The organism is Nocardioides sp. Soil_C_8 (assembly GCF_057656315.1).
The window spans coordinates 1871088-1887039 of sequence record NZ_JBDGKQ010000001.1 but is presented as its reverse complement, the minus strand read 5'-3'; the positions used below and the strand labels follow the sequence as shown (position 1 = coordinate 1887039).

Below are 15952 nucleotides of genomic sequence, written 5' to 3'. Positions count from 1 at the left end.
CCCGGTTGGTGGTCACGCTTCGACCACCGCCTTCATCCGCTCGAGCGTCGTCCGCATGCCGTGGCGGTTGGTCCTCCGGCGCAGCGGGCCGAGCACCAGCCAGTAGAGGCGGGTCGGCAGGTTGGGGTCGAGCCGGAAGTACTCCGTGACCAGCGTCCCGCCGTCCTGCGCCTCCAGGCGGTAGCCCCAGTTGTTGACGGTGATCGCGTCGGTGCCGACGGAGAACTCGAAGACGCGCTCGGGCTCGCACGCGGTGACGCGGCACGGCGACCAGTACGTCGGTCCCACGCCGTTGCGCTTCACGTGGCCGGCGAAGAAGGCGCCCACCTCGGGCCCGGTCGAGCCGCGGGTCCACTTCGCCTCGAACGTCTCGGGACTGAACTCCCCGATCCGCGTCACGTCGCTGACGAGGTCCCAGACGTCGGCGGGCGGGGCGTCCATCCAGAGCGACACCTCGTCGCCCAGGGACGGGAGCTTGATCATCGTTGTCCTCTCATCACGCGTAACCCATCAGCTTGGCCGTCAGGTCACGCAGCACCTCGTCGGCGCCACCCCCGATCGGCAGGACCCGGGCGTCGCGGTAGTGCCGCTCCACCTCGGTGCCGTGCATGTAGCCGGTGCCGCCGAAGAGCTGCACCGCGCGGTCGCAGACGTACGCCGCGCAGTCCACCGCGGTCTGCTTGGCCAGGCACGCCTCCGCCACCACGAGCTCCCCGGCGGCGTGCCGAGCGGCCACGTCGCGGGTGTAGGTGCGCGCGACCTCGACCTGGCGCCGCATCTCGACCAGCGTGTGCTGGACGGACTGGTTGGCCGACAGGGGCCGCCCGAACGTCTCGCGCTCGCGGGCCCAGGCCGCGGCGAGGTCGAGCGAGCGGGCCGCGATGCCGTAGCCGTGGACCGCCAGGGCGATCCGCTCGACGACGAACTGGTCCGCGATCTGGCCGAACCCGGAGCCCTCCGCGCCGACCAGGTTGGCGGCCGGCACCCTCGCGTCGACGAACGCCAGCTCGGCGGTGTCGGAGCAGTGCCACCCCATCTTCCGCAGCGACCGGGAGACCGTGAAGCCAGGTGTCCCCTTCTCGACGACCAGCAGCGAGATGCCGCCGTGGCCGGGGCCGCCCGTGCGGACGGCGGTGGTCACGAAGTCGGCGCGGACGCCGGAGGTGATGAAGGTCTTGGCGCCGTTGACGACGTAGTGGTCGCCGTCGCGCACCGCGGTGGTGGTGATGCGCGCGACGTCGGACCCCCCGCCGGGCTCGGTGATGGCGAGCGAGCCGATGGTGTCTCCGGCCAGGGTGGGCCGGACGAACCGGTCGACGAGGTCGCCGTTGCCGCTGGCGGCGATGTGGGGCAGCGCGATGCCGGCGGTGAAGAGCCCGGCCATCAGGCCGCTCGACGCGCCCGCGTCGAACATCGCCTCCTGCAGCACGACGCTGTCCACCAGGTCACCGCCGCCACCGCCCACCTCCTTCGGGAAGGAGACGCCGATCAGGCCGAGGTCTCCCGCCGTGCGGTGCAGCGCGCGCGGGATCTCCCCGGCGTCCTCCCACTCCTGGAGGTGCGGCACGACCTCGCGGCGGGTGAACTCCGCCGCCGTGGCCCGCAGTGCCTCGTGCTCGTCTGGGGTCACAGCAGCGAGTCCTCGATCGAGACCAGCCGCGAGCGCAGCCACTCGCCCAGCGCCTTGGCCTGCGGGTCGAAGCGGGTGGACGCTGCGACGCCCTGCCCGAGCAGGCCGTGGACGACGACGTTGACCGCACCCAGGTGGGGCAGGAGCCAGACGTCGACGTCGAGGTCGGCCGCCTCCGGCAGCAGGGTGGGGATGCCGCGCGGCGACATCAGCTTGAAGAGCCACTGCACCCGGGCGTCGTACGTCGCCGGGTCGGCGCCGTCGTGCGCGACCCAGAGGCCGACGTTGGCGTCGCCGCCCTTGTCGCCCGAGCGCGCGTGGACGAACGTGCCCAGTGGCAGCCGGCGGGTGAGCGTGTCCGGGCTCGCCGGGTAGGGCGAGGGACGCCGACCCGGGGCCTCGACCTCGGGCGTGTACGCGGTCGGGTCGGCGACGACCTCCCGTCGGCCGTCGGCGTGGACCACGGTGTGCGTGACGTCGGCGCGGTCGACGTACTCGGGGCGGTAGACACCGAACGGCGTGGCCGGCGCGGGAGGGGCCGTCATCGTGAAGCCCGGGTAGGAGCCGAGGGCGAGCTCGACGGCGGCGGCGGTGAAGGCGCGGCCGACCGGGTCGGGCGAGGGGTCCTTCACCGTGCAGCGCAGCAGGGTGGAGGCGGCCTCCTGGGAGCTGGCGTCGGCGGTGGGCGGGCTGGCCTCCGACCACGTCACCTCGGCTGCGGTGAGGCGCGGCGCGAGCTGCTCCCGCACCCAGGCGGCCTTGGCGTCGACGTCGAGGCCGGTGAGGACGAGCTCGACCTGGTTGCGCCAGCCGCCGAGCTCGTTGACGCAGACCTTGAGACGCTCGGGCGGCGCCTCGCCGGTGACGCCGAGGATCGCGACCCGGTCCTCGGCCTGCTGCTCGAGCCGGACCGAGTCGAGGTGGACGGTCACGTCGGGGCCGAGGTAGCGCGTGGACTGGATCTCGTAGACGAGCTGCGCGGTGACGGTGTCGACGGTGACGGCGCCGCCGGTGCCGGCGTGCTTGGTGATGACGCTCGACCCGTCGGCGGCGACCTCGGCGACGGGGAAGCCCAGCGGCCGGTCGCGGTGGGGCAGGTCGAGGAAGCCGCTGAAGTTGCCGCCCGTCGCCTGGGTGCCGCACTCGATGACGTGGCCGGCGACGACCGCGCCCGCCAGCTCGTCGTACGACGTCGGCGTCCAGCCGTGGTGCGCGACGGCCGGGCCGACCACGAGCGAGGCGTCGGTGACCCGGCCGGTGACGACGACGTCGGCGCCCGAGTTCAGCGCCGCCGCGATGCCGAAGCCGCCGAGGTAGGCGTTGGCGGTGAGGGCGCCCTCCCACCCGTTCCGGCCGGAGAGGTGGCGGACGTTGTCGCCCTCGACGTGGGCGACCCGCGGGTCGAGGCCGAGGGCGTTGGCGACCTCGCGGACCCTGTCGGCCAGGCCGACGGGGTTGAGGCCGCCGGCGTTGGCGACGATCCTCACCCCGCGCTCGAGCGCCAGGCCGAGGCAGTCCTCGAGCTGGCGGACGAAGGTGCGGGCGTAGCCGAGCGAGGGGTCCTTGAGCTGGTCCTTGCCGAGGATGAGCATCGTCAGCTCGGCGAGGTAGTCGCCGGTCAGCACGTCCAGCTCACCGCCCTCCAGCATCTCGCGCATCGCGCTGAGCCGGTCGCCGTAGAAGCCGGAGCAGTTGCCGATCCGGACGGCCCGGCTCATCGCGGCGCCCGTCCCTCGCCCGGCTGGCCCGCGAAGGCCTGGGCGATGTCGAGCCACCGGTCGACGTCGGCGCCGCTGGCGACGAGGCCGGTGTCGGCGCGGTGGAGGCGCTGCGTGACCAGGCGGCAGAAGTCGCCCGCGCTGCCGGTGAGCGTCTGCGCGGCGTCCTCCGGCCCCCACGACCAGACGGCGCCCGACGGCGCGACCAGGTCGATGCGGAACTCCTCGGCAGGTGCGTCGAGGCCGTGCACGGCGTAGGCGAAGTCGCGCGTGCGGACGCCGAGGTGGGCGACGTGGCGGATGCGGTCGGTGTCGTCGACCCGCGCTCCGAGGCCCTCGTGGACGTCGAGGCTGTGGGCCCAGGTCTCCATCAGTCGCGCGGTCGCCATCGAGGTCGGCGACATCGGCGGGCCGAACCACGACATCTTCTCGCCCTTCGGCATCGCGACGAGGGTCGCGCGGAGGTCGGCCCGCGCCCGACGCCAGCGCTCGAGGAGGCCGGGCTCGCGCGCGATCGCGAGCGCCTCCGCGTCGACGTAGCCCGTCGGGTCGGCGATGGCGCCGAGGACGACCGCGTCCCACGCGTCCTTGTCGGTCGCGGCCTTGACCGCGACCTCGTCGGTCCACGCGAGGTGGGCGACCTGGGTCGCGACGTCCCAGCCGGGGGCGGGCGTGGGAGTGCGCCAGCCGGCGTCGTCGAGGCCGGCCACCAGCTGCTCCAACCGGTCGCCCTCCGCCTCGAGGTCGGCGAGCACCTGCCTGAGCACGTCGGTCATGTCGTCTCCTGTCGTCCCAGCTCGCGGTCGAGCACGTCGGCCCACTCCCGCAGGATCCGGCGGCGGCGCGCCGAGTCGTCGGTGATGGTGGAGGCGAGGCCGAGCCCCCGGACGAGGTCGAGGGTCGCCTGCACCAGCTCGCGCACGCCCGGCCGCGACTCGTCGACGCCGAGCGCGGCGACGGTCATCCGGTGCGCCTCGCGACCGACCCGCTGCTCGAGCGGGCCGACGGCGGCGAGCAGCGCCTCGTCGGTGCGGGCGGCCACCCACAGCTCCAGCGCGGCGGCGAAGACCGGGGAGGCGAAGTGGTCGCCGAGCATCTCGACGACCGCGCGCGTACGACGTCCACCCGTCGGCAGGTGCGCCACCGCCTCGGCCAGCTCGGCACCGCGGCGCTCGGTGAGGTGCTCGACGGCGGCGACGACGAGGTCGTTCTTGGTCGGGAAGTGGTGGAGCTGTGCCCCACGGCTCACGCCGGCCCGCTCGGAGACGAGGGTCGTCGAGGTGCCGGCGAAGCCTCGCTCCACCAGCAGGTCGACCGTGGCCTCCAGCAGACGTGCCCGCATCGCCCGGGTCCGGTCGGCCTGCGGCACGCGCGGGGCAGTCGCTGCCGGCGTGGAGGGGGAGGTCACGGCGCCAGCCTGCCGTCGTACAAACAAACAGTCAAGCCTGCCTTTTTATTGGACCGAGGTCCGCGACCCCGGCGCCCCGCACACCGACTCGGCGCCCTGCCACAGGTCACCGGGGTCGGCCTCCACCTTCCAGGAATAGACGCCCGCGGTGTCCAGCAGCACCGAGCCCGAGACGACCTGGCCGTTGCCGAGCCGGCTCATCGTCGATGTGCTGATCGCGTTGGTGCAGGTCGTGTCGCCGGGCCCGTAGAGCTTGAGCCGGACGTCCACCCGCATCGGGAACGGCATCCCGCTGATGGTCACGGGGACCTGGACGCTGCTGCCGAGGGCGGCGGTCGACGGCGCCGACGCGGAGACGGTCGGCCTGCCCCGCACCTTGACCACGGCACCGCACGCGGCGGCCGGAATGACCGTCCCGGTCCCGTCGACGTCGACCTGCCAGGCGTAGTAGCCGCCGGCTGCCGGATGCACGCCGGGGAGCGTGTACGCCGCGTCGCTCGGGACGGTGGCCGCCGTGGTCGCGACGGCCGGTCCCGTGCACGCGGCCGCGGCGGCGGTCTGGAACGGTCCGTGCAGCGCAGCCCTGGCACCGCGGGGCGTCGCGTCGCCCTGGGCCGTGACGGACACGGCGGCCTGGCCCCCCAGGACGAGCGAGCTGGGCACCGGCGCCAGCGACAGCGACTGCGGCCCTCGTACGGCGACCCGCGCGCTCGCCACGATCGTGCGGCGGACGCCGCCCTCCGCCGTGGTGGCCTGGCGCTTGCGGTCCGGCCGACGGACCCGCAACCAGTGCAGGGGAACCTGCTTCACCTCGGCCACGACCGTCCGCCAGCCGGCGGACGGAGCAGCCAGCCGGACCAGTGCCCGGCCGTCGTCGCCGGTCACCGTGTCGACCGGTCCGGCGACGGGCTGGGACGGGCCGCTGTCGGGCGACGTCACGCGCACCGGCAGGCCGGAGACGGGTCCTCCGTGACCGTCGGTCACGCGGACGGTCACGCCCGTCACCCCGCCCGCGTCCGCCGTGGTGGGGGCGAGCGCCACCTCGTAGGGCCCTGCGCTCGCGCGCGACCCGCGCAGCATCAGTCGGACGTATCGACGCACCGTGGCCGGGTCGCCGGACGCCCGGATCCGGGCGGCGCCGCGTCGTGCGCCGTACCGCCACGCGCGTCCGCCGAGCAGGTGCAGCACGGCGGCGTCGACCGCGGCGGCCTGGACGGCGTCCTTGTGGCCGCCGTACTTCGACAGGATCCAGGCGGCGCGCTCGGTGGCGGCGCCCGACGGGCCCTTGGGGCCGCGGAGGTCCGAGACGGCCTTCGCGCGCCGGAAGCCGGCGCGGTTGGGACGTCGCCCCGGCGTGATCACGAAGACCGGGGTGTCACCGACGCGGTAGCCGCCGATCCAGCCCCCCGCCGCGTGACCGGTCCGTGGGATGTGGAACCCGGCCCAGTGCTTCGCCCGGTCGTTCGCGCCGGCCGCCCGGGAGGCCGGCAGCGCCACCAGGGCGGCGGTGGTCGCCAGCAGGACGGCGAGCAGCGCGGCGGTCGCACGTCGTCGTGGGTCGGGTGCGGTCGGTGTTCGTGTGGTGGTCGACATCGCGCTGGCTCCTCACCCGAGGGGGCCGGGGTCCTGCGTCCCGGGGTCGGTCGGTTCGCTCGACGGGCTCGGGTGCCGCGTCGGGCTGGGCTGGGGGTTCTGGCTGGGGGTCGGACTGGGAGTCGTATTGGGAGTCGGGGTGGGGTTGGGGGTGGGGTTGGGGGCAGGGCTCGGCTGGTGGGTCGGCGTCGAGGTGGGCGTCGGGTTCGAGGTGGTCGGGGTGGTCGAGATGGGCGTCGGGTTCGAGGTGGACGCGCTGGACGGGGTGCTCGGACCACCGGTCGGCGCCGCGGCCGCGGCGAGGGCGGGGGCCTCGACCTCGGCGACCCGGACCTCGCCGGCGACCGGCGCCGCCGTGGGTGAGGTCGCCGACCACTCGTAGGTGCCGCCGTCGAGGCCGTCGAGCACGAGCCGGTTGCCGTCCCGGCTGCGGACCACCACGCTGCGTACGACGCTGCTGCCGGACGGGCCCGCCATCTCCAGCCGCACCCGGGCCGGCCGCTGCGTGGCACGGACCATGAACGCCGCGGCTCCGTCGACGGCGGCGACGGGACGGACCAGCACCTCGCGGGCGGCGGGCGGCAGGTCGCGGCCGCGGTCGGCGGCGGGCGACCCGGCGGGCTGGTCCGACGTCGCGTCGCCGGCGGGAGCCGGGTCCGGCTGTTCGCGGTCGGGACCGAGGTTGGCGATCGACACGGAGACCGCCAGGACGAGGGCCGCCCCCACCGCCAGCCGGGCGGCGGTCGCCCGCCAGGACAAGCCGGCCGGCCCTGTGGGGGCCAGGGGGATCGGTGGGGGCGGCGGTTCGGTGGGCACAGACGCGCGGGGCGTGCGACGGGGCGTGCGCCGCGGGGCGGGGACGGACACGGCGGCCGGGACCGGGGCGGGACCCGGCTCGGCGACCGGCTCGGCGACCGGCTCGGCGACCGGACCGGGTGCTGGTGGAGCGGTTGGCGCGGCCTCGACGAGCGCGACGAGGGCGGGCGACGGCACCACCCCGAGCTCGGTGCCGACGACCTCGCGGTAGCGCTCGAGCTCGCGCACCGCCCCGGCGCGGTCGTCGCGACCGAGGAGGGCGCGGACGACCAGCTCGCTCGCCGACTCGCGCAGGGGCTCGAGGCGCGCGACGGCGCGGGCGGCGTCCTCGGCCAGCACGGTGTCGCCGTGCTCGAGCGCCCCGGCGGCGAGGCGTTCGAGGGCGCCGATCCGCTGCCGCTCGAGGTCGTCGCGCTGGTCCTCGACCCACTCGTCGTACCAGCCCGGGAGCAGCTGGCCACCCGACAGCGTGTCGAGGAGCGACCGGTCGACGGCCCTGTCCGTCACGGCGGCCCGGAGCGCGTGCACGTCGACCCCCACGTCGGCCGCGAGCCCGATGCTCGTCCGGTCGGCGGCGAGGAGGCCGGGACACCGCTGGTGGGTCTGCGCCACGGCTCGCCGGAGGCTGGCCAGCGCACGAGCGTCGGTGCTGTCGGGCCACAGCGTGCCGGCGACCTGGGCGCGGGCGCGCGTGCCGGTGAGCGCGAGCAGGGCGCACAGGCGCTGCTCGCGTCCGCCGAGCGCGACGACGTCGCCGTCCACGACGAGCTGCCACCCGCCGAGGAGGGCCAGGTCACGACTGGTGGTGCGACTGGTCTCCCGCATGGTCGATCACCGAGACATCCCTCTCCCACACCGCTCCTCACGGTCCGAGGCGCGGTCATCCCATGCTCAGCAGCGTGACGCGGAGCCCACCCGTAGGGGCAGGTGACCGACGGGTCATACCCACGATTGGGGTCGACGTCTGGACCGGTCACGGTGCAGGACCCGGCCGTACGCCGGTGGAGCGGCGCAGTCACGCAGGAGTCACGCACGGTCGTGTCCGATGTGCCCGCCAGAGAAACCGCACCGAGGGGGGGAGGTGAACATCATGCGGGAACTGTCATTCGCCGAGCTCGACACCGAGCGCACCGAGCTTCTTCCGACCCGGGAGACGCTGACCTACGGCAACTTCAACTGGGCCAACATCGTGGCGACCAACTCGTCCATGGCCCTCAACGCTGCGTCCTACTTCGCCGTCGCGAACAGCGCCGCCCAGCAGACGATCCTCGTCAACCAGGGCTGACGACCTCGCGTGGCCTCCCTGCGGAGGGGGAGGCCACGCAGGGTCATCGCCCTCCGTCCCGACCAGCACGACCCCAGCACGAGAGGAGGTGAACCGGCATGGTCCGACCCGAGCTCGCCATGGCCGACCTCGAGGCCGAGACGGCCACGCCGCTGCCCCGGCGCGAGACGCTGAGCTGCTACGTCGGCTGCGTCAACGTGACGAACGTCGTGGGCGTGAACCTCGCGCTCGCCGTCAACGCGGCCACGATCGGTTCCCAGGCCAATGCACTGGCGTTGCAGTACCTCGCCTCGGTGCAGATGCACATGCCGTGAGACCCGGCGGCGGGTGCGTTAGCTCTGGCGCACCCGCCGCTGTCACCCGTTCCACACCCTCCAGAGCACAGAGCAGACAGAGCACCCAGAGCGATGGACCTGACGACTGCAGAACACCCGATCACCACCCCACCACCCGCCTCCGGACAGCGGTGGCGACAGGCGCGCGGCCTCGACTTCCTGGGCCCGGTGCAGGGCTCGGGCCTCAAGGACCCGGCGTTCCTGGTCAGACGCGTGGACGACCAGGTGGTGCAGCTCTCGGAGCTCCTGCACCTGGTGGTGCGCGCCGTCGAGCCGCCACGGCCCGCGGAGCAGGTCGCCGCCGACGTGAGCGCCGCCTACGGCCGGACGTTGAGCGTGGACGGCCTGACCCACCTGGTGACCACCCGGCTCGAGCCGCTCGGGCTGGTGGTCCCCGACGAGTCGCCCGAGCCGACACGGTCCGCCCGCGCGCGTCCGCTCCTGGTGCTGACCGCGAAGGGCACGCTGGTCCCGGCCCGGGTCGTCGACCGGCTGGCCCGCGTCCTGGCGCCCGTCTTCTGGCCGCCGCTGGTGGCCCTCGCGCTCGCCGCGTTCGTCGTCGCGGACGTCGTGCTCCTGACGCAGGGCGACCTGTGGGCGGCGGTCAACGAGCTCTTCGTGACCCCGACCATCGCCCTGCTCATCTACGGCCTCCTCACGGCCGCCGCCCTCGTCCACGAGCTCGGCCACGCGGCCGCCTGCCGCTACGGCGGCGCGCACCCGGGCGAGATCGGCTTCGGGCTCTACCTCGTCTTCCCCGCCTTCTACACCGACGTCACCGACTCCTACCGCCTCGGCCGGTCCGGTCGGGTGCGGACCGACCTCGGCGGGCTGCACTTCAACGCGCTCACCGTGGTCGCGCTGGCGGCGGCGTACGTCTCGACCGGCAGCGGCGTGCTGCTCCTGACCGCGCTGGTCCTCCAGGTCCAGATGCTCCAGCAGCTCATCCCGGTGGTCCGCTTCGACGGGTACTACGTGCTCTCCGACCTGGCTGGCGTGCCCGACCTGTTCGCCCGCGTCGGACCGGTGCTGCGGAGCCTGCGCCCCGGGCACCCGGTCGACCCGCGCGTCACCGAGCTGCGGCCCCGCTCGCGAAGGTTCGTGACGGGTTGGGTGGTGGTCGTGGTGCCGCTGCTGGTCGGCGCCCTGGCCTGGGCGATCTGGTACCTGCCGGAGTTCGTCGCGCGGGGCCGCGCCGGCGTCCAGCTGCAGCAGCTGGTCTTCGACCTCGCCTGGGAGCGCCGCGACTGGGCGGCCATGGCACTGGCGGTGGTCTCGATCGCCCTGCTGCTGCTGCCGATCCTGGGCGCGTTCCTCGCCCTGTGGCGGGTCGCGGCGAACCTGTTCCTCCTGGCCCGGGCCAAGCTCGCGGAGGGCACCCCGACGTCGTACGAGCCGAGCGTCGTGCCCGACCCGCCGCGGGTCGTCTCGGCCTCCGACTTCACCGACGAGGTGATGTACGCCGCCCCGGCGCCGGTCCCGACGCAGGGCTGGCGCGGCGCGGTCTACCGCGGCACCGGCCACGTGGTGAATCCCGGGCCGAGCCTCCCCGAGCAGCGCCGCCGCGAGCTCGAGCGCCGGCTGCGGACGCCCATCGACGGCTCGCGGCGCGTGGTGGTGATGAGCCGCAAGGGCGGCGTCGGCAAGACCACGATCACGCTCGCCCTCGGCAGCACCTTCGCGCTGCTGCGCGGCGACCGCGTGATCGCGGTGGACGCCAACCCCGACGCGGGCAACCTCGCCCACCGGGTCGCACCGCCGCACGACCGCACCGTCACCGACGTCCTGCGCGAACTCGACCGGATCACGACCTACGCCGCGCTGCGCCGCTACACCTCTCAGGCCACCGAGTCGCGGCTCGAGGTGCTCGCCTCCGACGACGACCCCGGCATCGGGATGGCACTGGCGCGCGACGACTACCACCGGCTGATCGGCCTGCTCGACCGCTTCTACAACCTGATCCTCCTCGACACCGGCACCGGCATCCTCGACAGCGCCAACCAGGGACTGCTCACCGAGGCCGACCAGGTCGTGCTGGTGGTGCGGGCCGGGCTGGACGGCGGGCGGGCCGGCGCGCTGACCCTCGACTGGATGGACCAGCACGGGTTCGACGACCTCGTCGCCCGGACGGTCGTGGTGGTCAACGCGGAACGGCGCGGCAGCGAGCCGCCGGAGCCGATGCGGCGCCACTTCGAGAAGCGGTGCGCCCGCGTCGTGACCGTCCCGTGGGACGACGCCCTCGAGCCGGGCGCGCTGACCGACATGTCCGCGCTGCACCGTCGTACGCGTGACGCGCTGGTCGACATCGCGGCAGCGGTCGCCGACAACTTCGTCGTCGAGGACAAGGCGTGACCGGGCGCGGAGTGGTGGCCCACGCGGTGGTGGCGACCCTGCTGCTGGCCGGAGCGGCCCAGGCGACCTCGCGCGGGCCTTCCGACGAACGTCGCTCCGTCGACCTCGTCGCGAGCGCGCAGCCCAGCGACCAGCGTCGCGACGACAGCGACGTCGTCGTCGACGAGGTCGTGGTCCGCGACGGCGACGTGAAGGCGGACGCGGTCTCGACGAGCGTGACCGCGTGCCACGGGTGTCGCGGCGAGAGCGCCCTGCTGCAGGTGGTCTACGTGGCCGCGCCGGCCGCGGCACGCTTCGACAACGTGGCCTCCGCCTGGACCCAGGACTGCTGGGACTGCCGGGCGACGGCGCTCTCCGTGCAGGTGATCGTGGTCGGACCGGGCACGCGGGCCCGGCCGACCAACCGGGCGCTGTCCGCCGGCGGCGCGTGCGCCACGTGCGTCACCGCGACCGCGGCCTTCCAGGTCGTCGCGCAGGTGGACACGGTGGGGCGGCTCCCCGACGCGGCCCTGGCCGAGGTCACGGCGTGGTTCGAGGCGCAGGCTGCCGCCCTCCGCGCCGCGGCGCTCGCCCCGCCCGCACCGCGCCGGGCCGAGCGGTCGGCGACCCGTTCGCTCGGCGACCTCCGCCGGGTCGTCGTACGCGCCCTCGACGCCCGCGCCCGCTCCGCCCGGGTGGCCGTCACCCGCTGACCGAGAGATGTCTGAGGACGTGGCGGTCGTCGATCGGCCACGATTCCGTCCACGACGTCCTCAGATGTCTCTGGGGAGTCAGTCGAGGCGCGCGACCAGCGGCAGGCGCGAGCGGGCGGTCAGGCCGACGACCGCTGCGGTCAGCAGCGGCAGGGCGAGCACGATCACGCTGATGAGGAGCCACGGGACCGCCAGGAACGGCCCCTCGTCCCCGAAGGATGTCAGCGGCCGCGAGATCGCGATTCCGGGGATGAAACCGACCACGGCACCGAGGACCGCGCCGACGAAGCCGATGACGAGGGCGTACGCCGCTGCGACCCGGCGGCGGGTGCGCGGCGCCGCCCCGACCGCGGCCAAGGTCGCCAGGTCGGGCCGCGCGTCGGAGAGGGCGAGGAACGTCGCGGTCAGGGTGCCGCCCAGCATCAGCACGCCGCCGAGCGCACCCAGCACGAGCAGCACGATGAACGCCTCGGGAGGGCGCTGGTAGCCGCGCTCGACGTAGATCCCGGCTCCATCAGCCGCCCCCTGCACGGCCTCCTTGATGCGGGTCTCGGTCGCGCTGTCGAGGTCACCGGTCAGGCGCAGGCTGGTGGTGATGACGTCGATCCCGGCCGACTCGGCGGCCGGGGTCGGCACCAGCGTCAGGGCCGGCGCCGGCCCCCAGGCCTCGTCGTCCCAGGCCATGAGGGTCGCCGGAAGCGAGTCCTCCTTCGTCGTCTCGGCCTGGTCCAGCCCCTCGCGCCAGGTCTCCTGGCGGACCGTGATGTCAGCGTCGCGGTCGGTGCGGACGGTGAACATGACCGAACGACCCGCCGCCAGTGCCTCGTCGATCGCGGCCGCCGGCTCGTCGTCGATGCCGAGCTCGGCCGCGGTGTCAGCGACCGCGACCACCGGCCCGTAGACGTCGAGGCAGCACTCGTCGGACTCGACGCCGCGCGGCCCCTCGGCCCAGGTGTTGGTGTAGCCGTCGGGGTCCCACGTGTCGTTCGGGCCTCGCAGTGCCGTGACCTCGACCTCGGGGGCGGCGTCGTGCACGGCCGCCTCGATCCGGTTCCAGGTGGCGACGGGATCGGGAGCCACCTCGCCCGGCAGGAGGTCGAGGCCCCACTGCACGTAGCCGCTGCCCATCCGGGCCTGCGGCTGGTACGTCTCCTCGTTCTTCAGCTCGTCGCTGGCGTTGGCGATGCCGAGCGCGACCACACCGGCGACCGTCGCCGCGACGGCGGCCACGGCAGGCACGGTCCGGGTGCGGTGCCGCGCGGCGTCGCGGGCGGCGTACCTCCCGGTGAGCGGCAGCCGGCGGGCGAGCCGCGCGACCGTCGACACCACGACCGGCACGACCAGGATCATGCCGAGCACCGACACGACCGCAGACACCGCGATCCAGTAGGCGCCCGCGCTGCTGTCGTCCGAGGTCGCCGCGCCGTAGAGGGACGACGCCGTCCCGGCACCGAGCATCACCAGCCCCACCACCGGCGTGGACGCGCGCGGCTTGCGGTCGCCGCGGCGCCCGGCCAGCACGGCGACGACGTCCTGCCTGCTCGCCAGCCAGGCCGGCACGACCGAGGCGAGGACGGCCGAGACGATGCCGAAGGCAGTGATGGCCGCGAGGTACGGCCACGGCAGCTCGATCGGGCCGAACCACTCGTCGTCGAATCGCTGCACCAGCGGAAGGAGGGCCCACCCGGTGACGATGCCGAGCACCAGGCCGACGGCGGCCGCCACCAGCCCCAGCACCAGCCCGCTCCCGAGGATGACCCTCCTCGCCTGTGCGGGCGTGCCCCCGGAGGCGGCGATCAGGGCGAGCGTGCGGGCGTGCCGGCGCGCGCCGACGGCGAACGCAGGTCCCGCCAGCAGCACGACCTCGATGAGGGCCATCACGACGATCAACGTGGCCACGGCGAGCAGCTCGTCACGGCCGGTGTCGTAGCCCATCTGCTCCGCCATGGACGCGACGTCGGGCGGGTCCTCCAGGACTGCACGCGAGGTGACGATGGCGCCTATCTTGTTGGCCTCGAGCACCGCGCCCCACGTCACCGGGCCGGTCTCGACCAGCCACTCCCGCACGTTGTCGCCATCCACCCCGAGGTCCTCGGCCGCGCCGAGGACGACCGGGTTGGTGCGCGCGGTGGCGTCGCGTCCGAGGCCGACGATCGTCAGAGTCGTGCCGTTGACGTCGAGCTCGTCCCCGACCGCGAACCCCTTGTCGATCATCGCGTCGTTGACCACGACCTGACCGGGCGCCTCCGGCAGGTGGCCGCTCTCGAGGTCGAACAGACCTTGGGCCAGCGGATCGGACAGGTCGACGCCCGTTGTGGAGAAGTCGATGACCCGCTCGCCGAGCCGCGTGCGCGACCAGGACGTCGTGATCGGCACGAAGCGGGTGTCACCGCCGAGGACGGCCGTGACCTCGTCCTCGGTCAGCGGGTCGTCGGTGTCGAGTTCTCCGAGCTGCGACCACATGCCGTCGCTGGGATCGGGGGCCTGGAGGATCCGGCCGCTGCCTTCGCTGCGTACCCGGGCGTCCGCTGCACCGAGGATGCGATCGATCCCCTCGATCCCGCTCACGTCGGAGGTCTTGATGACGATCGCGGCAGCGCTCACCGCCAGCACCGGCAGGCTGATCATCACCAGCACGAGGATGCTGCGGCCCTTGTGGCGCACGGCGTCGCGCCAGGCGATGAGGAGGGCGGGGCGCCAGCCGGTCATGCGGGGTCCCCGCGGTGTTGTTCGGGGGAGCGGAGCGGAGGAGAAGAACATCGTGGGGTGCTCACCTCGTTGCCTCGTCGGCGAGCAGCGACTCGGGCTCGTCGGAGCCGGTCTCGTCGACCACGACGCCGTCGCGCAGGAAGACCACGCGGTCGGCCCACGCGGCATGGCGCGCCTCGTGGGTCACCATCACCCCGGCCGCGCCGGCGTCGCAGCGAGCCCGCAGCAGCCGGAGGATCTCCTCGCCGGTGTCGGTGTCGAGGGCGCCGGTGGGCTCGTCGGCGAGGATCAGCCGGCGGTCACCGACGATGGCGCGGGCGATGGCCACGCGCTGCTGCTGGCCACCGGACATCTCGTCGGGGAACCGGTCCGCGAGGTCGACGATGCCGACCTCCTCCAGGGCGGCGAGCGCCAGCCGGCGCGCGACGCGGCCCTTCTCCCCGTCGAGCTCGCGCGGGAGGGCGACGTTCTCGGCGGCGGTGAGCGCGGGGATGAGGTTGAAGTCCTGGAAGACGTAGCCCACGGACGTACGCCGCATCCGGGCGCGGCCGGCGTTGTCGAGCGAGGCCAGGTCGGTGCCCTCGATCCAGACCGAGCCGGACGTCGGCGCGTCGAGCCCGCCCGCCAGGGTCAGGAGGGTCGACTTGCCCGAGCCGGACGGCCCCATCACGGCGACGAGCTCACCGGGGTGGGCGCGGAAGGTCACCCCGCGCAGCGCGTGGACCTCCGCAGCGCCCTCGCCGTGGACGCGTGAGACCGCGGTGAGGTGGAGGACGGCGTTCACCGGGCCGCCTCCTCGGTGCGCGTCGCGACGGGCGCACCACGTCGTACGGCCCCACGTTCTGCCGCCGCGCGCCGCAGCCTCGCCTCGCAATGGTCGAGCCAGCGCACCTCCGCCTCGGCGTCGAAGACGAGCGAGTCGAGGACCAGGCTCCAGGCGAGGTCGGCGGGCTCCTCCGGCCGGGCGGCACGGCCGGTGCGCTTGAGCCGGGTGTAGTCCTGCAGCGAGGCCATGGTGGCGCTGCGCTGCCGCTGGATGATCGTGCCGACGTCCACGCCGGGCAGGGTCACTGCGATGGCGAGCTTGATCGCGAGCTCGTCGCGCGGGGGCTGGGTGCGAGGCACCGGAGTGGCGAACCACTCCGACACCTCGCCCCGTCCCGCCTCGGTGGCGCGGTAGCTGACGTGCTGACGGTCGCTGCCGGCGTCGGTCCCGTCGCCCTCGTCGGCACCCCCGTGTCCGACGACCTCGACCAGTCCGTCGCGCTCGAGCCGGGTCAGGGTCGTGTAGACCTGCCCGATGTTGAGCGGCCAGGTCTCCCCCGTCCGCTGCTCGAACTCCGCCCGCAGCTGGTAGCCGTACATCGGCCCCTGCTCCAGGATCGCCAGCATCGCCTGCCGGATCGACATCCGC

The 15952-nt window shown here is 74.2% G+C and carries 14 protein-coding genes; 4 read left to right on the top strand and 10 right to left on the bottom strand.

Annotated features, from left to right (window positions below):
* Positions 1-12 precede the first annotated feature (12 nt).
* From AC3A3L_RS09245 to AC3A3L_RS09215, 7 genes are read right to left on the bottom strand one after another with little or no spacing between them, the layout of a single operon-like run.
* The gene (locus tag AC3A3L_RS09245) at positions 13-483 is read right to left on the bottom strand and encodes an SRPBCC family protein (RefSeq protein ID WP_487639704.1); all 471 of its coding nucleotides are present in this window, start codon (positions 481-483) and stop codon (positions 13-15) included.
* A gap of 13 nt (positions 484-496) precedes the next feature.
* Positions 497-1630, bottom strand: a complete 1134-nt coding sequence (locus AC3A3L_RS09240) for an acyl-CoA dehydrogenase family protein (protein ID WP_487639703.1) — start codon at positions 1628-1630, stop codon at positions 497-499.
* On the bottom strand, positions 1627-3348 hold the full coding sequence (locus AC3A3L_RS09235; RefSeq protein ID WP_487639702.1) for an acyclic terpene utilization AtuA family protein: 1722 nt from the start codon (positions 3346-3348) through the stop codon (positions 1627-1629). The genes AC3A3L_RS09240 and AC3A3L_RS09235 overlap by 4 nt, the downstream gene beginning before the upstream one ends.
* Positions 3345-4124 (bottom strand): TIGR03084 family metal-binding protein, encoded by a 780-nt coding sequence (locus AC3A3L_RS09230; protein WP_487639701.1) that lies wholly within the window; start codon positions 4122-4124, stop codon positions 3345-3347. Before AC3A3L_RS09230 ends, AC3A3L_RS09235 begins: the two co-directional genes overlap by 4 nt.
* Complete coding sequence (locus AC3A3L_RS09225; protein WP_487639700.1) at positions 4121-4756, bottom strand: TetR/AcrR family transcriptional regulator; 636 nt, start codon at positions 4754-4756, stop codon at positions 4121-4123. The genes AC3A3L_RS09230 and AC3A3L_RS09225 overlap by 4 nt, the downstream gene beginning before the upstream one ends.
* 45 nt (positions 4757-4801) lie before the next feature.
* Entirely contained in the window at positions 4802-6349 is a 1548-nt protein-coding gene (locus AC3A3L_RS09220; protein WP_487639699.1) for an Ig-like domain-containing protein, read from the bottom strand.
* A 12-nt stretch (positions 6350-6361) separates the two neighbouring features.
* A complete protein-coding gene (locus tag AC3A3L_RS09215) occupies positions 6362-7990 on the bottom strand; it encodes an AfsR/SARP family transcriptional regulator (protein WP_487639698.1) in 1629 nt (542 codons plus the stop codon).
* Between the two features lie 265 nt (positions 7991-8255).
* Between AC3A3L_RS09215 and AC3A3L_RS09210 the strand changes: the two genes are divergently transcribed.
* The 4 genes from AC3A3L_RS09210 (at position 8256) to AC3A3L_RS09195 (ending at position 11829) form a co-directional block, all read left to right on the top strand.
* Positions 8256-8450 (top strand): hypothetical protein, encoded by a 195-nt coding sequence (locus tag AC3A3L_RS09210; RefSeq protein ID WP_487639697.1) that lies wholly within the window; start codon positions 8256-8258, stop codon positions 8448-8450.
* Positions 8451-8548: 98 nt separating this feature from the next.
* A complete protein-coding gene (locus AC3A3L_RS09205; RefSeq protein ID WP_487639696.1) occupies positions 8549-8764 on the top strand; it encodes a hypothetical protein in 216 nt (71 codons plus the stop codon).
* Between the two features lie 93 nt (positions 8765-8857).
* Positions 8858-11137, top strand: coding sequence for a MinD/ParA family ATP-binding protein (locus tag AC3A3L_RS09200; RefSeq protein WP_487639695.1), 2280 nt, complete (start codon positions 8858-8860; stop codon positions 11135-11137).
* Positions 11134-11829: a hypothetical protein gene (locus AC3A3L_RS09195; RefSeq protein ID WP_487639694.1), complete on the top strand. Its 696-nt coding sequence runs from the start codon at positions 11134-11136 to the stop codon at positions 11827-11829. Before AC3A3L_RS09200 ends, AC3A3L_RS09195 begins: the two co-directional genes overlap by 4 nt.
* Positions 11830-11907: 78 nt before the next feature.
* Here AC3A3L_RS09195 and AC3A3L_RS09190 read toward each other — a convergent pair whose 3' ends face one another.
* The 3 genes from AC3A3L_RS09190 to AC3A3L_RS09180 form a co-directional block, all read right to left on the bottom strand.
* Positions 11908-14538: an ABC transporter permease gene (locus AC3A3L_RS09190; protein ID WP_487639693.1), complete on the bottom strand. Its 2631-nt coding sequence runs from the start codon at positions 14536-14538 to the stop codon at positions 11908-11910.
* Between the two features lie 61 nt (positions 14539-14599).
* On the bottom strand, positions 14600-15322 hold the full coding sequence (locus AC3A3L_RS09185; protein ID WP_487639692.1) for an ABC transporter ATP-binding protein: 723 nt from the start codon (positions 15320-15322) through the stop codon (positions 14600-14602).
* On the bottom strand, positions 15319-15948 hold the full coding sequence (locus AC3A3L_RS09180; RefSeq protein ID WP_487639691.1) for a PadR family transcriptional regulator: 630 nt from the start codon (positions 15946-15948) through the stop codon (positions 15319-15321). Before AC3A3L_RS09180 ends, AC3A3L_RS09185 begins: the two co-directional genes overlap by 4 nt.
* Positions 15949-15952: the final 4 nt, after the last annotated feature.